Origin of the sequence: Clostridium sp. CMCC3677, assembly GCF_023845585.1 — a bacterium.
Taxonomy (GTDB): Bacteria; Bacillota; Clostridia; order Clostridiales; family Clostridiaceae; genus Clostridium; species Clostridium aquiflavi.
Genome location: NZ_JAMQHS010000009.1, coordinates 22,122 through 39,985 on the forward strand (window position 1 = coordinate 22,122; position 17,864 = coordinate 39,985).

Annotated in this window: 17 protein-coding genes, 1 tRNA gene and 1 other annotated feature; all 18 genes read left to right on the plus strand. The window is 31.9% G+C overall.

What is annotated here, in order from left to right; translation table 11 throughout:
- Positions 1-9: 9 nt before the first annotated feature.
- The 18 genes from cysS (at position 10) to rpsG (ending at position 17,849) form a co-directional block, all read left to right on the plus strand.
- Positions 10-1,422, plus strand: a complete 1,413-nt coding sequence (gene cysS, locus NG901_RS12060; RefSeq protein ID WP_252214954.1) for a cysteine--tRNA ligase — start codon at positions 10-12, stop codon at positions 1,420-1,422.
- Between the two features lie 48 nt (positions 1,423-1,470).
- Positions 1,471-1,896 (plus strand): Mini-ribonuclease 3, encoded by a 426-nt coding sequence (locus NG901_RS12065; RefSeq protein ID WP_252214956.1) that lies wholly within the window; start codon positions 1,471-1,473, stop codon positions 1,894-1,896.
- Positions 1,897-1,900: 4 nt separating this feature from the next.
- Positions 1,901-2,749 (plus strand): 23S rRNA (guanosine(2251)-2'-O)-methyltransferase RlmB, encoded by an 849-nt coding sequence (rlmB, locus tag NG901_RS12070; protein ID WP_252214959.1) that lies wholly within the window; start codon positions 1,901-1,903, stop codon positions 2,747-2,749.
- Positions 2,750-2,771: 22 nt separating this feature from the next.
- Positions 2,772-3,284, plus strand: a complete 513-nt coding sequence (locus NG901_RS12075) for an NYN domain-containing protein (protein WP_252214963.1) — start codon at positions 2,772-2,774, stop codon at positions 3,282-3,284.
- 86 nt (positions 3,285-3,370) lie between these two features.
- On the plus strand, positions 3,371-3,991 hold the full coding sequence (gene sigH / locus NG901_RS12080; RefSeq protein WP_252214966.1) for an RNA polymerase sporulation sigma factor SigH: 621 nt from the start codon (positions 3,371-3,373) through the stop codon (positions 3,989-3,991).
- A gap of 77 nt (positions 3,992-4,068) precedes the next feature.
- Positions 4,069-4,144 (plus strand) — tRNA-Thr (locus tag NG901_RS12085).
- 58 nt (positions 4,145-4,202) lie between these two features.
- Complete coding sequence (tuf, locus tag NG901_RS12090) at positions 4,203-5,396, plus strand: elongation factor Tu (protein WP_252214976.1); 1,194 nt, start codon at positions 4,203-4,205, stop codon at positions 5,394-5,396.
- Positions 5,397-5,560: 164 nt separating this feature from the next.
- Positions 5,561-5,710 carry a 50S ribosomal protein L33 gene (gene rpmG / locus NG901_RS12095; RefSeq protein ID WP_012449883.1) on the plus strand — a complete coding sequence of 50 codons (150 nt, stop codon included), beginning with the start codon at positions 5,561-5,563 and terminating at the stop codon, positions 5,708-5,710.
- A 49-nt stretch (positions 5,711-5,759) separates the two neighbouring features.
- Entirely contained in the window at positions 5,760-5,990 is a 231-nt protein-coding gene (gene secE, locus NG901_RS12100; RefSeq protein WP_252214979.1) for a preprotein translocase subunit SecE, read from the plus strand.
- A gap of 38 nt (positions 5,991-6,028) precedes the next feature.
- Positions 6,029-6,550 (plus strand): transcription termination/antitermination protein NusG, encoded by a 522-nt coding sequence (gene nusG, locus NG901_RS12105; RefSeq protein WP_252215344.1) that lies wholly within the window; start codon positions 6,029-6,031, stop codon positions 6,548-6,550.
- 78 nt (positions 6,551-6,628) lie between these two features.
- Entirely contained in the window at positions 6,629-7,054 is a 426-nt protein-coding gene (gene rplK / locus NG901_RS12110; RefSeq protein WP_003371022.1) for a 50S ribosomal protein L11, read from the plus strand.
- A 54-nt stretch (positions 7,055-7,108) separates the two neighbouring features.
- Positions 7,109-7,798: a 50S ribosomal protein L1 gene (rplA, locus tag NG901_RS12115; protein ID WP_012423549.1), complete on the plus strand. Its 690-nt coding sequence runs from the start codon at positions 7,109-7,111 to the stop codon at positions 7,796-7,798.
- 45 nt (positions 7,799-7,843) lie between these two features.
- Positions 7,844-7,973, plus strand: a sequence feature (ribosomal protein L10 leader region).
- A 35-nt stretch (positions 7,974-8,008) separates the two neighbouring features.
- Complete coding sequence (gene rplJ / locus NG901_RS12120) at positions 8,009-8,512, plus strand: 50S ribosomal protein L10 (RefSeq protein WP_252214982.1); 504 nt, start codon at positions 8,009-8,011, stop codon at positions 8,510-8,512.
- A gap of 57 nt (positions 8,513-8,569) precedes the next feature.
- Positions 8,570-8,932, plus strand: coding sequence for a 50S ribosomal protein L7/L12 (gene rplL / locus NG901_RS12125; protein WP_252214985.1), 363 nt, complete (start codon positions 8,570-8,572; stop codon positions 8,930-8,932).
- Positions 8,933-9,296: 364 nt separating this feature from the next.
- Positions 9,297-13,001 (plus strand): DNA-directed RNA polymerase subunit beta, encoded by a 3,705-nt coding sequence (gene rpoB / locus NG901_RS12130; protein WP_252214988.1) that lies wholly within the window; start codon positions 9,297-9,299, stop codon positions 12,999-13,001.
- Positions 13,002-13,022: 21 nt separating this feature from the next.
- Entirely contained in the window at positions 13,023-16,556 is a 3,534-nt protein-coding gene (gene rpoC, locus NG901_RS12135; RefSeq protein WP_252214991.1) for a DNA-directed RNA polymerase subunit beta', read from the plus strand.
- A gap of 299 nt (positions 16,557-16,855) precedes the next feature.
- The gene (gene rpsL, locus NG901_RS12140; RefSeq protein WP_003369958.1) at positions 16,856-17,233 is read left to right on the plus strand and encodes a 30S ribosomal protein S12; all 378 of its coding nucleotides are present in this window, start codon (positions 16,856-16,858) and stop codon (positions 17,231-17,233) included.
- Positions 17,234-17,378: 145 nt separating this feature from the next.
- Entirely contained in the window at positions 17,379-17,849 is a 471-nt protein-coding gene (gene rpsG, locus NG901_RS12145) for a 30S ribosomal protein S7 (protein ID WP_003372509.1), read from the plus strand.
- Positions 17,850-17,864 lie beyond the last annotated feature (15 nt).

A 17,864-nucleotide genomic window follows, 5' to 3' on the forward strand; every position in this document is an offset into this window, starting at 1 on the left:
AAAAAGTTAATGAGGATATTTAATACTTTAACGAGAAAAAAAGAAGAATTTATCCCTATTACTCCAGGTGAGGTCAAAATGTATGTTTGTGGACCAACAGTATATAATTTCTTTCATATAGGAAATGGAAGAACATTTATAGTATTTGATACAATCAGAAGGTATTTAGAGTATAGAGGATATAACGTTAAATTTGTTCAAAATTTTACAGATATAGATGATAAGATGATAAAAAAAGCTAATGAAGAAGGTACAACTGTAAAAGAAATTGGAGATAAATATATAAAAGAGTATTATGAAGATGCCGACAAACTTCAAATAGAAAGAGCCACAGTTAATCCTAGAGCGACTGAATATATACAGGATATTATTGATTTTGTTGCAGAATTAATTAAAAAAGGCTATGCATATGAAGTTGAAGGAGATGTATATTTTAATACTAAAAAATTCAATGATTATGGTAAATTATCAGGTCAAAGTATAGAAGATTTACAAATGGGTGCAAGTAATAGAACTTCATCTGTGGCGGATGAAAGAAAGAAAGACCCTATGGATTTTGCTATATGGAAAGCTCAAAAACCAGGAGAACCAGCTTGGGAATGTTCTTGGGGAGTGGGAAGACCAGGATGGCATATAGAATGTTCATGTATGGCAAAAAAAATATTGGGTGATACAATAGATATTCATGCAGGTGGTATGGATTTAACATTTCCACATCATGAAAATGAAGTTGCTCAAAGTGAAGCGTTAACAGGAAAGACATTTGCGAATTATTGGATGCACTCAGCATATGTAAATGTCAATAACCAAAAGATGTCTAAGTCTTTGAATAATTTCTTTACTGCTAGAGATATATTAAAGGAATATGATTCAGATGTTGTAAGGTTTTTTATGATGTCAGCTCATTATAGATTACAAATAAACTTTAGTAAAGATTTGCTAGATTCAGCAAAAGCATCAGTAGAAAGACTTTATAATGCAATAAGTAATTTAGAAAACTTAATTGATGAAGTTTCAATAGAAAATATGAGAGAAGAAGAAGTTAAGTATCTAGATTCATTAAATAAATATAGAGAAAAGTACATTGAAAAAATGGATGATGATTTTAATACAGCAGATGCACTTACTGTTTTATTTGAATTAACCAAAGATACTAATACAAATATAAATGTAAATTCATCTAAGGAAATAGTTAATAAAGCATTAGAACTTATAAGAGAATTAGGATCACCATTAGGTTTACTTCAAAAAACAACTAAAGGTAGTTTAGAAGATGAAATAGAGTCTCTAATAGAGAAAAGACAGGATGCAAGAAAAAATAGAGATTTTGCTTTAGCTGATAAGATAAGAGACGATTTAAAAGATAGAGGAATTGTTTTAGAGGATACACCTCAAGGTGTTAGATGGAAAAAAATAAATTAAATTAGATAGGGCTGCAAATTGCAGCCCTTATTTAAAGGAGCATAAATTATGTTAGATGATTTAAAAATAAGAGAATTTAGTGAAGCAAATGTAAGAATGTTAAATCCTCTTCAATTGGCGATAATAGGAGATGGAGTGTATGAAGTATTTATAAGAACGTATATTTTATCTGAAAATGAAGGTTTAAGTGCTAATAAAATTCATAGAAAAGCAATTAGTTACGTAAAAGCTCAAGCACAATCAAGTATTATGCACAATTTAGAAGAATACTTAACAGAAGAAGAACTTAGAATATACAAGAGGGGAAGAAATGCAAAATCTGCAACAGTTCCTAAAAATGCTGATGTTAGGGATTATAGAATGGCAACTGGATTTGAAGCATTAATAGGATATTTATATCTAATAGGAAATAAGGAAAGATTAGAATTTATGTTACAGAAAAGTGTTGTAGTTTTAAATGAAAAAGAGGTGTAATTGAATGAGAGAAAACACAAAAGTAAGTAAGAAAAGAGAAAACAAGAAAGATAATAAAAGAGAAATCAATAAAAATAAAGTAGTTGATAATAATATATATGATAATGGTTTTGAGGAAAGAGAAGATATAATAATCGGAAGAAATGCTGTTTTAGAAGCTTTAAAAACTGAGAGAACTATAGAAACTCTTTACATATCTAATTCAAAATTAGAAGGATCAATAAACGCGATAATATCAAAAGCAAAGGACAAAAAGATACTAATAAAAGAAGTTGATAAAAGAAAATTAGACTCCATGTGTAATAATGCAGTTCATCAAGGTGTTATTGCAAGAGTAACTCCATATGAATATTCAGAGGTGTCAGATATTCTAGAATTAGCTGAACAAAAAGGTGAAAAACCATTTATAGTAATACTAGATGAGGTAGAAGACCCTCATAATTTAGGCTCTATTATAAGAACAGCAGAATTATTTGGAGTTCATGGAATAATAATACCTAAAAGAAGAAGTGCATCAGTAACAACAATGGTATATAAATCTTCAGTGGGAGCTATAGAACATGTAAAGGTAGCTAGAGTTACAAACTTAAATTCAGTAATAGATGAATTAAAAGAAAGAGGAATTTGGGTTTATGGAACGGATATAAGAGCTGAAGAATATAGCTATGAAACTGATTTTGGTGGTCCATGTGCCATTATAATTGGTAATGAGGGAAAAGGAATATCAAAATTGACATTAAAAAAATGTGATAAATTAATCAAAATACCTATGGTAGGCAAGATTAATTCTTTAAATGCTTCTGTAGCAGGTGGTATAATTATGTATGAAGTATTAAAAGGTCGTTTAAAGTAGAATGAATTAAGAGGTAACTATTGTGAAAATTATTTTTGTTGATGGATATAATGTTATAAATAGTTGGCCAGATTTAAAAATAAAAAAGAATTATAGTTTTGATGGTGCCAGAAGATCATTAGTGGACACAATGCATAATTATGGGGTTTATAATGACTGCAAAGTAATAATTGTTTTTGATGCTCATAAAGTATCAGGTAGTATTCAAAAAGTAGAAACAGTAAATAAGAATTTATCAATAGTTTTTACTAAGGATGGAGAAACAGCAGATAGCTATATAGAAAAAGAAGTGAATTTATTAGGACGAAAATATGAAGTTATTGTTGTTACATCTGATTGGTTAGAACAACAAACTATTTTCCAAAGAGGGGCTGTAAGAATGTCATCTTTAGAATTTTACAATGATGTTTTGGATATAGAGAATTCTATAAGAAAAAGAAAAAATAAAAGTAAAATTTCTGAAAAAAACATACTTAGTGATAACATTGATTTGGAAATATTGAAAAAATTAGAAAAAATAAGAAGAAGTGAGTAAATTTAATTGACTAAGATATTTTTACTGAGTTATAATTGTTTACATAGGATGTATAGTGATTATAATGAGAAAGTTGAGAGTGAATATTGGGTGAGTTTTTAGAGTTTAAAGATAAATTAGATGAAGAAGTTGTATTGGAAGCTAAAAATGGAAATATTAGAGCTCAAGAGTATTTAATTTCTAAATATGAAAATTTTGTTAAGGCAAAAGCAAAATCTTATTTCTTAATAGGGGCAGATAGAGAAGATATATATCAAGAAGGCATGATAGGATTATATAAAGCGATAAGAGACTTTAAAGCTGATAAATTAACTTCATTTAGGGCTTTTGCAGAGTTATGTGTAACAAGACAAATTATAACTGCAATTAAAACTGCAACTAGACAAAAACACATTCCTTTAAATACTTATGTTTCATTAAATAAACCTATTTACGAAGAAGAATCAGAAAGAACATTATTAGATGTTTTATCTGGAATAAAAATTTCAGATCCTGAGGAGCTTTTGATAAATAAGGAACATATGGATGATATAGAGACTGCAATTGCTAAAGTTTTGTCTGATTTAGAGTTAGAAGTGCTTATGTCATACTTAGATGGAAAGTCTTATCAAGAGATTGCTTGTGACTTAGATAGGCATTCAAAATCAATTGATAATGCATTACAAAGAGTAAAGAGAAAGCTTGAAAAATGCCTAGGTATAAAGTAAGTAAATTATATTGACAAACAAAACGAATAATAGTAAACTTTATAATTGGTATATCAAGAAAATGTCAAGATATGAGTGCTCACGTAGCTCAGTAGGTAGAGCGTCGCCTTGGTAAGGCGGAGGTCGTCGGTTCAATCCCGATCGTGAGCTCCAATTATAAAATAAAAAACACTAGGCAAAGTTTATTAAAGGATAAGAGGAGGAATTTAGAATGTCAAAAGAAAAATTTGAGAGAAGTAAACCACACGTAAATATTGGAACAATCGGTCACGTAGACCACGGTAAGACAACATTAACAGCTGCAATCACAACTGTATTAGCAAACAGAGGATTTGCAGAAGCTTTTAACTATGCAGAAATAGATAAAGCTCCAGAAGAAAAAGAAAGAGGAATCACAATCAATACTTCACACGTTGAGTATGAAACAGAAAACAGACATTATGCTCACGTTGACTGTCCAGGACATGCTGACTATGTTAAGAACATGATCACAGGAGCAGCACAAATGGATGGAGCTATCTTAGTTTGTTCAGCAGCAGATGGTCCAATGCCACAAACAAGAGAACATATCCTACTAGCATCGAGAGTTGGAGTTGACTACATTGTAGTATTCTTAAACAAAGCAGATATGGTAGATGACGAAGAATTATTAGAATTAGTTGAAATGGAAGTTAGAGAATTATTAAGCGAATACAACTTCCCAGGAGATGATATTCCAGTAATAAAAGGATCTGCATTAAAAGCATTAGAAAACCCAACAGATGAAGCAGCAATTGCTCCAATCTTAGAATTAATGGAAGCAGTAGATAGCTACATTCCAACACCAGAAAGAGCAACAGATAAACCATTCATCATGCCAGTAGAAGATGTATTCACAATCACTGGTAGAGGAACAGTTGCAACTGGTAGAGTTGAAACTGGAGTACTTCACGTAGGAGACGAAGTTGAAATCGTAGGATTAAGTGAAGAAAAGAAGAAAGTTGTTGTAACTGGAATCGAAATGTTCAGAAAGTTATTAGACGAAGCGCAAGCAGGAGATAATATCGGAGCATTATTAAGAGGTGTTCAAAGAACTGATATCGAAAGAGGTCAAGTTTTAGCATTACCTAATTCAGTACACCCACACACTAAGTTCGTAGGTCAAGTATACGTACTTAAAAAAGAAGAAGGTGGAAGACATACTCCATTCTTTGATGGATATAGACCACAATTCTACTTCAGAACAACAGACGTTACAGGATCAATAAAATTACCAGACGGAATGGAAATGGTAATGCCTGGAGATCATATTGACATGAACGTTGAATTAATCAATCCAGTAGCTATGGATGAAGGATTAAGATTTGCGATCAGAGAAGGCGGAAGAACTGTAGGTTCAGGAGTTGTTACTAAGATTAACGCTTAATTTTAATAATATATTAAAAAGGAATAAAATGGACTGGGTGCTGAACCTGGTCCTTTCAAAGGAAGTTGACATTTTACATATTGTATGATATTGTGTAAAAAGTAACGCTTAAATAAGAGATTGAATCTTTTGAACTATTATATATAAAAATTGGAGGTGCAGTTATGAGAACTAAAATAACTTTAGCATGCACAGAGTGTAAACAAAGAAATTACGATTCTATGAAAAACAAAAAGAACAACCCAGATAGATTAGAAATGAACAAATATTGCAGATTTTGCAAAAAGCACACACTTCATAGAGAAACAAAATAGAAGTAATAAAGTGTGACATATACTTAATTACGTTTAAGGAAGTGAAGTTATGTCAGTAAAAGATATTGCAAAAACTAAAGATGCTCCTAAAAATGGCGGCTTACTTAGTTTTTTTAGAGAGGTTAAGGCCGAACTTAAAATAATAACTTGGCCTTCAAAGGATGAGACAAAAAAAGCATTTGTTGCAGTAGGTGTATTCGCCATAATATATATAATATTAGTTGGTGGATTAGATTTTATTTTCAAGAACCTCTTTGAAATGATTTTTAATTTTAAGTAAAGGGAGGTTTGGGTGATCTTTTATTCACCTATACAAGTATGAGTGATATAGCAAGATGGTATGTAGTGCATACATACTCAGGATACGAAAATAAGGTTAAAGCAAACCTAGAAAAAGCAATTGAAAACAGAAGTCTTGAATCACTAATTTATGACATGCAAGTGCCTATGGAAGAAGTGATTGAAGAAAAAGATGGCAAACAAAAAGTCTCATTAAAAAAGAAATTTCCTGGTTATGTATTGATAAAAATGCTGATGACTGATGAATCTTGGTATGTTGTAAGAAACACAAGAGGAGTCACAGGATTTGTAGGACCAGGATCAAAGCCTGTTCCTCTTTCTGACGAAGAAGTGGAAACAATGGGAGTTTTAGAAATGCCTGTTGAGATTGACTTGGAAGTAGGGGAAAGTATAAGAATTATCTCAGGACCTTTAATGGATTCAGTAGCAAAAATACAAGAGATAGTTTTAGAAAAGAAAAAGATAAAGGCTTTAGTAGATATGTTTGGCAGGGAAACACTTGCTGAACTAGACTTTAATCAAGTTGAAAAATTAGTTTAATTTAAATATAAGCTAATTTTAAATAAGTGGGAGGACAAAAAAGTCCGTATATACCACAGTGTAGGAGGAATAACGAAAATGGCTAAAAAAGTAACTGGAATGATTAAACTTCAACTTCAAGCAGGTAAGGCAACACCAGCACCACCTGTTGGTCCAGCTTTAGGTCAACATGGTGTAAACATAATGGGATTCTGTAAGGAGTTTAACGCAAAAACAGCAAATCAAGCTGGGTTAATAATACCAGTAGTTATAACTGTTTACCAAGATAGATCTTTTAGTTTCATATTAAAGACTCCTCCAGCTGCTGTTCTAATCAAGAAAGAATTAGGATTAGAAAGTGGATCAGGAGTACCTAACAGAACAAAAGTAGGAAGTTTAACTAAAGAACAAGTTAAAAAGATTGCTGAAACTAAAATGCCAGACTTAAATGCTGCTAGCATCGAAACAGCTATGAAAATGATCGAAGGTACAGCAAGAAGTATGGGCGTAACAATTCAAGAGTAATTCGTAAAAATAAGTGGGAGGTAAAAACCGCTAATACCACAGAGGAGGCTTATAATGGGAAAGAAATATATTGAAAGTTCAAAGTTAATAGATAAAAGTGCTTTATACAACTCAACTGAAGCATTAGATTTAACTGTAAAAACTGCAAAAGCAAACTTTGATGAAACAATTGAACTACATGTAAGACTTGGAGTAGATCCAAGACATGCAGATCAACAAGTTAGAGGAGCAGTTGTATTACCTAATGGAACTGGTAAAACAGTTAGAGTTCTTGTTTTTGCTAAGGGAGATAAGGCTACTGAAGCTCAAGAAGCTGGAGCAGATTTCGTTGGAGCTGAAGATTTAGTTCAAAAGATCCAATCAGAAAACTGGTTTGATTATGATGTAGTTGTTGCAACTCCAGATATGATGGGTGTAGTTGGTAGAATTGGTAGAGTATTAGGACCTAAGGGATTAATGCCTAATCCAAAATCAGGTACAGTAACATTTGACGTTGCTAAAGCAATTGCTGAAATTAAAGCTGGTAAAGTAGAATATAGAGTTGATAAAACTTCTATAGTTCATTGCCCAATTGGAAAGAAATCTTTTGGAACTGAAAAGTTAAAAGAAAACTTTACAACATTAATGGAAGCTTTAGTTAAAGCTAAGCCAGCAGCTGCTAAGGGACAATACTTAAAATCAATTACTGTTTCTAGCACAATGGGACCAGGAGCAAAAATTAATCCAACAAAAGCTTTAGATTAATATTGACATAATGAATTAAATGTGATATATTTTAATTCGTTGTGAAAGTTAAAAATATATTTTCCATAGACAGTAGGTGCGAGAGCATAAAGTTTAAACTACCTACCGAGGTATATAATAAGTAAGTTTATTATAGATCTTCTCTGTCTATGGGAAGATCTTTTTTAATAGAATTAAGCAGTTTAAAACTGTGAGGAGGTGGATCATAGCATGAACAAGAACAGACAACTTAAAGAAGCAAAAGTTGCTGAAATTAAAGAAAAGTTAGAAAAAGCAAAAGCAGTTGTGTTCGCTAAGTATCAAGGCTTAACAGTTGAAGAAGATACAGCTCTTAGAAAAAATTTAAGAGAAGCTGGCGTAGAATACAAAGTATATAAAAATACTTTAGTAAGTATAGCAGCTAAAGAATTAGGTTTAGACGGTGCTGTTGAATACTTAGAAGGACCAGTAGCTATTGCATTTGGATATGAAGATGTTACTGTAGGAGCTAGAGTCCTAAATGATTTTGCAAAAGATCATAAGAAGTTAGAATTAAAAGCTGGTATTGTAGAAGGAGAAATCTACGATGCAGATAAAATCAAACAACTTGCTACAATTCCTTCAAAAGAAGTTCTTATTGCAAAACTTCTTGGAAGTATCAAGTCTCCACTATCAAACTTTGCATACTTATTAAGTGCAATTAAAGATAGTAAGGAATCAGAATCAGCTGAATAATGCTGAATAAAAAACAATTATAAATTTTATGAAAAAATTTCGGAGGTGCTATTTAAAATGACAAGAGAAGATATCATTCAAGCTATAAAAGAAATGAGCGTTTTAGAATTAAATGAATTAGTAAAAGCTTGCGAAGAAGAATTTGGAGTAAGCGCAGCTGCTCCAGTTGCTGTAGCAGGAGCTGTAGCAGGTGGTGCTGGAGAAGAAAAAACTGAATTTGATGTAATACTAGCTAGCGCTGGTGCAAACAAAATCAAAGTTATAAAAGCAGTTAGAGAAATCACTGGATTAGGATTAAAAGAAGCTAAAGAAATAGTTGATGGAGCTCCTAAGACATTAAAAGAAGCTGTATCTAAAGAAGAAGCAGAAGACATGAAAGCTAAATTAGCTGAAGTTGGAGCAGAAGTAGAAGTTAAATAATTTAATTTCTTATATATAAAAAAGGTGCTTATATAGCACCTTTTTTAAACTCATTTTATAAAGCTATATAAAATGTTGATTTATATAGTAAATATTTTATATAGCTTTATAGCTATTGAAGTGTTAATATATCTAAATTTTTCCTAAAAAAATTACGTCATTAATATATTGACAAGGAAATTTTTATATGATAGTATCATATAATGTACTTAACCATGATAGTGGGTAAGTGTATATATGTGGGAAAAATAAGTATAATCTGACCAAAAATGGTTATACTGAAAGAAGACGCTATCCGAAAGCATAAGTCCTTAGAGGAAGTATGTTTTTTGGTTATTTTACTTTATACAAGGGGTGAAAGTTGATGGTACATCCTGTCCAAGTTGGAAAAAGAACGAGAATGAGTTTTGGTAAAGTCAAAGACGTTACAGAAATGCCAAATCTAATTGAAGTGCAATTAGATTCATATCAGTGGTTTTTAAGAGAAGGACTGCACGAAGTTTTTGGTGATATCAATCCTATTACAAATTTTACAGGAAATTTAGTGCTAGAATTTGTAGATTATAAGCTTGATATGGATAATATTAAGTATTCTGTTGAAGAGTGTAAAGAAAGAGATGCAACTTATGCAGCACCGTTAAAAGTTTCAGTAAGATTACAAAACAATGAAACTGGTGAAATTAAAGAACAAGAAGTGTTTATGGGAGACTTCCCATTAATGACTGAACAAGGTACTTTTATAATTAATGGTGCAGAAAGAGTTATTGTAAGCCAATTAGTTAGATCACCAGGGGTATATTACAATTATTCAATTGATAAAACTGGTAAGAAATTATATTCAGCTACAGTAATTCCAAACAGAGGTGCTTGGTTAGAGTATGAAACAGACTCTAATGATATTATTTATGTAAGAATTGATAAAACAAGGAAACTTCCAATAACAATTTTAGCAAGAGCTATGGGATTTGGAAGCGATCAAGAATTATTAGACTTCTTTGGTGAAGATGAAAGATTCAGAGCAAGTATTGAAAAAGATAATACTAAGACTAGAGAAGAAGGATTACTTGAAATATATAAAAGATTAAGACCAGGTGAGCCACCAACGGTAGATAGTGCAATATCATTAATAGACTCATTATTTTTTGATGCTAAAAGATATGATTTATCTAGAGTTGGAAGATATAAGTTCAATAAAAAGCTTGCATTAAATTTAAGAATTGCTAATCAAATAGCAGCAATGGATGTAATTAATCCATCTACTGGAGAAATTATGGTTGAAAAAGGCCAAAAAATCAGTAGATTATTATCAGAAGACATTCAAAATGCAGGAATAAAATCAGTAGACATATTAGTTGATGATAAACTTGTTAGAGTTATTAGCAATAATTTTGTAGATATAACGAAACAAGTACCTTTTGACGTAAGTGATTTACAAATAAAGGAATTGGTACATTATCCAACTTTAAGAGAAATATTAGATAATTATTCTGATGAAGCAACTATAAAAGAAGAAATTAAGAAAAATTTAAGTAGACTTATTCCAAAACATATCATAAAAGATGATATATTTGCAACTATTAGTTATGAACTAGGATTGCCTTATGGAATAGGTTATGTTGACGATATAGATCATTTGGGAAATAGAAGATTAAGATCAGTAGGAGAATTATTACAAAATCAATTTAGAATTGGTTTATCTAGAATGGAAAGAGTAGTTAAAGAAAGAATGACTATTCAGGACCAAGAATCAATAACTCCTCAAATGTTAATTAATATAAGACCAGTAGCAGCGGCTATTAAAGAATTCTTTGGTAGTTCACAATTATCTCAATTCATGGATCAAACAAATCCATTATCAGAATTAACACATAAGAGAAGATTATCAGCTTTAGGACCAGGAGGTCTTTCAAGAGAAAGAGCTGGTTTCGAAGTTAGAGACGTTCATCATTCTCATTATGGTAGAATGTGTCCAATAGAAACACCAGAAGGTCCAAATATAGGGCTTATAAACTCATTAGCTACTTTTGCTAGAGTTAATGAATATGGATTTATAGAAACACCATATAGAATTATAGATAAAGAAAATGCTAGAGCAACTGATGAAATAAGATATTTTACAGCTGATGAAGAAGATCAATGCTTAATTGCTCAAGCAAAAGAGCCATTAGATGAAAATGGTTATTTTGTAGACAAAAAAGTAACTGTTAGATACTTAGAAGATGTATTAGTAGTTCCAGCAACAGATGTTGACTTAATGGATGTATCTGCAAGACAAATTGTATCAGTGGCAACAGCTATGATACCTTTCCTTGAAAATGATGATGCATCAAGAGCACTTATGGGATCTAACATGCAACGTCAAGCGGTTCCATTATTAAAACCTCAAGCACCAATTGTTGGTACTGGAATAGAATTTAAAGCAGCGGTAGATTCTGGAGTTCTTCCAAAGGCTAAAAATGCTGGTATTGTTACATTCGTATCTGCTAATGAAATTAGAGTGAAGAGAGATTCAGATGGAGGAACTGATAACTATAGATTACTTAAGTTTAAGAGAAGTAACCAAAGTAGTTGTATAAATCAAAGACCTATAGTAACTAAAGGTGAAATAGTATTTAAGAACCAAGTTCTTGCAGATGGTCCTTCAACTGATTTAGGAGAAATAGCATTAGGTAAGAACATAAGAATGGGATTTATAACTTGGGAAGGTTATAATTACGAAGATGCTATGCTTATTTCAGAAGAACTAGTAAGAGAAGATGTATTCACATCTATGCATATTGAAGAATATGAATGTGAAGCAAGAGACACTAAACTAGGACCAGAAGAAATAACTAGAGATATACCTAATGTAAGCGAAGATGCACTTAAAGATATAGATGATAGAGGTATCATCAGAATCGGTGCTGAAGTAAGATCAGGAGATATCTTAGTTGGTAAAGTTACACCTAAGGGAGAAACTGAACTTACAGCAGAAGAAAGATTATTAAGAGCAATATTTGGAGAAAAAGCAAGAGAAGTTAGAGATACTTCTTTAAGAGTTCCTCATGGAGAAGCTGGAATAATCGTTGATATCAAAGTATTTACAAGAGAAAATGGAGATGAATTAAATCCAGGAGTAAATGAACTTGTAAGATGCTATATAGTTCAAAAGAGAAAAATATCAGTAGGGGATAAGATGGCTGGACGTCATGGTAATAAAGGGGTTATTTCAAGAATATTACCTGAAGAAGATATGCCATTCTTACCAGACGGTAGACCATTACAAATATGCTTAAATCCACTAGGCGTACCTTCACGTATGAACATCGGTCAAGTACTTGAAGTGCATTTAGGTTGGGCTGCTAGCAAATTAGGTTGGCATATAGCAACACCTGTATTTGATGGAGCTACTGAAAGTGAAATTGAAGAATGTTTGGAAAAAGCAGGGTATAATGCAAATGGAAAAACTGTACTATATGATGGTAGAACAGGAGAACCATTTGATAACTTAGTAACAGTAGGTATAATGTATATCTTAAAACTTGCCCATCTAGTTGATGATAAGATTCATGCTAGATCAACAGGTCCATATTCTTTAGTTACACAACAACCACTAGGGGGTAAAGCTCAATTCGGTGGTCAAAGATTTGGAGAAATGGAAGTTTGGGCTCTTGAAGCCTATGGAGCAGCTCATACATTACAAGAAATATTAACTGTTAAATCAGATGATGTTGTAGGTAGAGTAAAAACATATGAAGCTATTGTTAAGGGTGAAAATATACCTGAACCAGGAGTGCCAGAATCATTTAAAGTACTTATAAAAGAACTTCAAGCATTATGCTTAGATGTTAAAGTTTTAAATGAAAATCATCAAGAAGTTAGTTTAAAAGAATATGCTGATGAAGAAATGGCGGATTTAGAAGTTAATATAGAAGGTTCAGAAGAAAGCACTCCAGTAGTAGAGAGCAACACTGAAGAAGTTGAAGACGGATATAGAGAAGATCTTGATGAAATTGAATATGATGAAAATTTTGAAATAGAAACACTTGAAACTGATCTAGAATTAGATGATTTTAATGATGAACATTAATTTTGAAGGGAGGATTTACCCTTGTTTGAGTTAAATAATTTTGATGCCATACAAATTGGTTTAGCATCTCCAGAACAAATAAGAGAGTGGTCAAGAGGAGAAGTAAAAAAACCTGAAACTATTAATTACAGAACATTAAAGCCAGAAAAAGATGGTCTTTTCTGTGAAAGAATATTTGGACCTATGAAAGACTGGGAATGTCATTGTGGAAAATATAAGAGAGTAAGATATAAAGGTATAGTTTGTGACAGATGTGGAGTTGAAGTTACAAAGGCTAAAGTAAGAAGAGAAAGAATGGGGCACATAGAACTGGCTGCTCCAGTTTCTCACATTTGGTACTTTAAGGGAATTCCATCAAGAATGGGATTATTAATGGATATGTCACCAAGAGCTTTAGAAAAAGTTTTATATTTTGCATCTTATATAGTAATAGATCCAAAAGAAACACCATTATTAAAGAAACAATTGCTTAATGAAAAAGAATATAGAGAAGCAATAGATAAATATGGTGATGATAGCTTTGTTGCCGGAATGGGTGCTGAAGCAATTCAAGAATTACTTGGAGAAATAGACTTAGTAGCTGGTGCTAAAGAACTTAAAGAAGACTTAAAGCAAAGCACAGGTCAAAAAAGAGTAAGAATTATAAGAAGATTAGAAGTTGTAGAATCTTTTGCTAAGTCAGGAAATGATCCTAAATGGATGATTATAAATGTAATTCCTGTAATTCCACCAGATTTAAGACCTATGGTTCAATTAGATGGAGGAAGATTTGCAACATCTGATTTAAATGATTTATATAGAAGAGTTATTAACAGAAACAATAGATTAAAGAAATTATTAGATTTAGGAGCACCAGATATCATTGTAAGAAATGAAAAAAGAATGCTTCAAGAAGCAGTAGATGCTCTTATTGATAATGGTAGAAGAGGTAGACCGGTAACGGGTCCAGGAAATAGACCTTTAAAATCTCTTTCAGATATGTTAAAGGGTAAACAAGGTAGATTTAGACAAAACTTACTTGGTAAGAGAGTTGACTATTCTGGTAGATCAGTTATCGTTGTTGGACCAGAATTAAAAATGTATCAATGTGGACTTCCAAAAGAAATGGCTTTAGAGTTATTTAAACCATTTGTTATGAAGAAATTAGTTCAAGATGGAATTGCACATAATATAAAGAGTGCTAAGAGGATGGTAGAAAGAGTTTTACCACAAGTATGGGATGTGTTAGAAGAAGTTATTACTGATCATCCAGTATTACTTAATCGTGCTCCTACACTACATAGATTAGGAATTCAAGCGTTCCAACCTGTATTAGTAGAAGGAAGAGCAATTAAATTACATCCATTAGCATGTACAGCGTATAATGCTGACTTTGATGGAGACCAAATGGCTGTCCATGTACCGCTATCAGTAGAAGCTCAAGCAGAAGCAAGATTCTTAATGTTAGCAGCAGGAAATATTTTAAAACCATCTGATGGTAAACCAGTTTGTGTACCAACACAAGATATGGTTCTTGGTTCTTACTACTTAACCATGGATAGAACTGGCGCTAAGGGAGAAGGCATGACTTTCTCTAATAAAGATGAGGCTGTTATGGCTTATGAATCTAAATATATAGATATTCATGCACAAATCAATGTTAGAGTATACAAAGAAATAGATGGAGTAGTAAAATCAGGAATAATAAAAACTACAGTAGGAAAACTTATATTTAATGAATCAATTCCTCAAGATTTAGGATTTGTTAATAGAGAAAATGAAAAAGAAAAATTTGATTTAGAAATAGATTTCCTAGTAACTAAGAAATCATTAGGAAAAGTAATAGATCAAAGTTATATGCTACATGGTCCTACGAAAACATCAATAATGCTTGATAATATTAAAGCATTAGGATATCATTATTCATCAATTGGTGCCGTAACAGTTGCAGCATCAGATATGATAGTACCTCAAGTTAAATACGATTTACTACATGAAGCAGATGAAACAATAGATAAAATCGAAAAGATGTATAAAAGAGGATTTATATCTGAAGATGAAAGATATGAAAGAGTTATAGAAAAATGGACTAAGACAACAGAAGAAGTTGCCGATGCATTAATGGATAGTTTGGATAAATTTAATCCAATCTACATGATGGCAGATTCAGGAGCCAGAGGATCTAAATCTCAAATCAAGCAATTAGCTGGTATGAGAGGACTTATGGCAAGTCCATCAGGAAAAATCCTTGAATTACCAATCAGAGCATCATTTAGAGAAGGTCTTGATGTATTAGAATACTTTATATCTACTCATGGAGCTAGAAAAGGTAATGCTGATACAGCGTTAAAAACAGCCGATTCAGGTTATTTAACAAGAAGACTTGTTGATGTTTGTCAAGATGTAATTGTAAGGGAAGAAGACTGTGGAACAGATGACGGAATATACGTATCTGAAATAAAAGAAGGTTCTGAAGTAATCGAAGAATTAAAAGAAAGATTAATTGGTAGATATACTGCAGAAGATATAGTTGATCCTAATAGTGGAGACGTAATAGTAGCTAAAAATGAATATATGAATCCAGTAATAGCTGATAAAGTTGTTTATGCTGGAATCAAAAAAGTTAAGATAAGATCTGCATTCACGTGTGATTGTAAAGTTGGTGTGTGTGCCAAGTGTTATGGAATGAATATGGCTACAGCTAAGAAGATTGATATAGGAGAAGCTGTTGGTATAATAGCAGCTCAATCAATTGGAGAACCAGGAACACAGCTTACAATGAGAACATTCCATACAGGTGGAGTTGCAGGATCAGATATTACTCAAGGTTTACCTAGAGTTGAAGAATTATTTGAAGCTAGAAAACCAAAGGGGCTTGCTATAGTAAGTGAAATAAATGGTAATGTAAGAATTGAAGAAACTAAGAAAAAGAGAGCTGTATTTGTTATGGATGCAGATGGAGAAGAACGTAGCTATGATATCCCATTTGGATCAAGATTAAAAGTATCTGATGGAGATTATATTGAAGCTGGAGATGAGATAACAGAAGGATCAGTAAATCCTCATGATATTATGAACATTAAAGGTGTAGATGGAGCTAGAAGATATTTACTTTCAGAAGTTCAAAAAGTATATAGACTACAAGGGGTTGATATTAATGATAAGCACCTTGAAGTAGTTGTAAAACAAATGACTAGAAAAGTAAAAGTTCTTGAATCTGGTGATACTGAGTTATTACCTGGAACAATGATAGATATTTTTGATTTCCAAGAAGCAAATGCTAAAGTTAGAGAATTTGGTGGAGAAGAGGCTAAAGGCGAACAATCTTTACTAGGTATTACTAAAGCAGCATTAGCTACAGATAGTTTCTTATCAGCAGCTTCATTCCAAGAAACTACTAGAGTTCTTACAGAAGCAGCTATAAAAGGAAAAGTTGATCCATTAATAGGATTAAAGGAAAATGTAATCATAGGTAAATTGATACCAGCTGGAACAGGTATGATGAGATACAGAGGGTTAAATTTAAACACAAAAAATGAAAAAATAGAAGAAAATGAGATAGAAATAGTTGAATAATTAATTTTATTGACATGCGTATATTAAAATGATAAAATACAGTTTGTGTGGCTGTTAAAAGCCACACAAACATATTTGTGAATAATACATCATGAAGGCAAATTTAGTTTGTCTTCATGAGTTTTTATCAAAATGTATATTTATGTAAAACTTGTATTTAAGTATAAGCTATAATGAATGTTATAGTGATATATTAATTATTAAGTAAATGATTAGCTTTAATTAAAGTTAATTACATTTATATAATTTAGTGTTTATCTTAATTTAATATAGATAAATAAATTTCGGGAGGTGAAAAAATGCCAACTATTAGCCAATTAGTAAGAAAAGGCAGAAAGTCAACAGCAGTAAAATCAACTGCACCAGCACTTAAAGAATGCCCTCAAAAAAGAGGAGTATGTACTGTAGTAAAAACTACAACTCCAAAGAAGCCTAACTCAGCGTTAAGAAAAATTGCAAGAGTAAGACTTACAAACGGATTTGAAGTAACTGCATACATTGGTGGTGTAGGCCATAACTTACAAGAACATAGTGTTGTTCTTATAAGAGGTGGTAGAGTTAAGGACCTTCCTGGTGTAAGATACCATATTGTAAGAGGTGCGTTAGACTGCGCAGGCGTAGCTAACAGAATGCAAGGAAGATCAAAATACGGTGCTAAGAAACCTAAGCAAAAATAAGGTTAACTTAGTTTAGTGCTAATCTTCGCATTTACATAGATTTGTAATTTTAGTTTATATAGATGTATGAGGAGAACACTTTACGGTATAAAAAAATACCGAGTACCGATGAACTTAAATTTAAATTGTTAAGGAGGGAAGAAAAGTGCCAAGAAAAGGACATATAGCAAAAAGAGATGTATTACCAGATCCAGTATACAATTCAAAAGTTGTTACAAAATTCATAAACAGCATAATGGAAGATGGTAAAAAAGGTGTAGCTCAAAAAATCTGTTACGAAGCATTTGAATTAATCGCTCAAAGAAGTGGTAAGGAAGCTTTAGAAGTTTTTGAAGAAGCTATGAACAATGTAATGCCATTACTAGAAGTTAAAGCCAGAAGAATAGGTGGTGCAACATACCAAGTTCCTATGGAAGTTAGAACAGAAAGAAGACAGACTTTAGGAATAAGATGGATGTTAATAGCCGCTAGAAAAAGAGGCGAAAAGTTAATGTGCGAAAGAGTTGCAGGAGAATTATTAGATGCATCTAATAATACTGGAGCAGCTGTTAAAAAGAGAGAAGATACTCATAAAATGGCAGAAGCTAATAAAGCATTTGCTCATTACAGATACTAATATATATATAAACTG

What these genes read in the sequence shown, in the direction of transcription:
- cysS (WP_252214954.1), top strand. Translation starts at nt 10, where the DNA reads ATGAGGATATTTAATACTTTAACGAGAAAAAAAGAAGAATTTATCCCT.
- NG901_RS12065 (WP_252214956.1), top strand. Translation starts at nt 1,471, where the DNA reads ATGTTAGATGATTTAAAAATAAGAGAATTTAGTGAAGCAAATGTAAGA.
- rlmB (WP_252214959.1), top strand. Translation starts at nt 1,901, where the DNA reads ATGAGAGAAAACACAAAAGTAAGTAAGAAAAGAGAAAACAAGAAAGAT.
- tuf (WP_252214976.1), top strand. Translation starts at nt 4,203, where the DNA reads ATGTCAAAAGAAAAATTTGAGAGAAGTAAACCACACGTAAATATTGGA.
- rpmG (WP_012449883.1), top strand. Translation starts at nt 5,561, where the DNA reads ATGAGAACTAAAATAACTTTAGCATGCACAGAGTGTAAACAAAGAAAT.
- secE (WP_252214979.1), top strand. Translation starts at nt 5,760, where the DNA reads ATGTCAGTAAAAGATATTGCAAAAACTAAAGATGCTCCTAAAAATGGC.
- nusG (WP_252215344.1), top strand. Translation starts at nt 6,029, where the DNA reads ATGAGTGATATAGCAAGATGGTATGTAGTGCATACATACTCAGGATAC.
- rplK (WP_003371022.1), top strand. Translation starts at nt 6,629, where the DNA reads ATGGCTAAAAAAGTAACTGGAATGATTAAACTTCAACTTCAAGCAGGT.
- rplA (WP_012423549.1), top strand. Translation starts at nt 7,109, where the DNA reads ATGGGAAAGAAATATATTGAAAGTTCAAAGTTAATAGATAAAAGTGCT.
- rplJ (WP_252214982.1), top strand. Translation starts at nt 8,009, where the DNA reads ATGAACAAGAACAGACAACTTAAAGAAGCAAAAGTTGCTGAAATTAAA.
- rplL (WP_252214985.1), top strand. Translation starts at nt 8,570, where the DNA reads ATGACAAGAGAAGATATCATTCAAGCTATAAAAGAAATGAGCGTTTTA.
- rpoB (WP_252214988.1), top strand. Translation starts at nt 9,297, where the DNA reads ATGGTACATCCTGTCCAAGTTGGAAAAAGAACGAGAATGAGTTTTGGT.
- rpsL (WP_003369958.1), top strand. Translation starts at nt 16,856, where the DNA reads ATGCCAACTATTAGCCAATTAGTAAGAAAAGGCAGAAAGTCAACAGCA.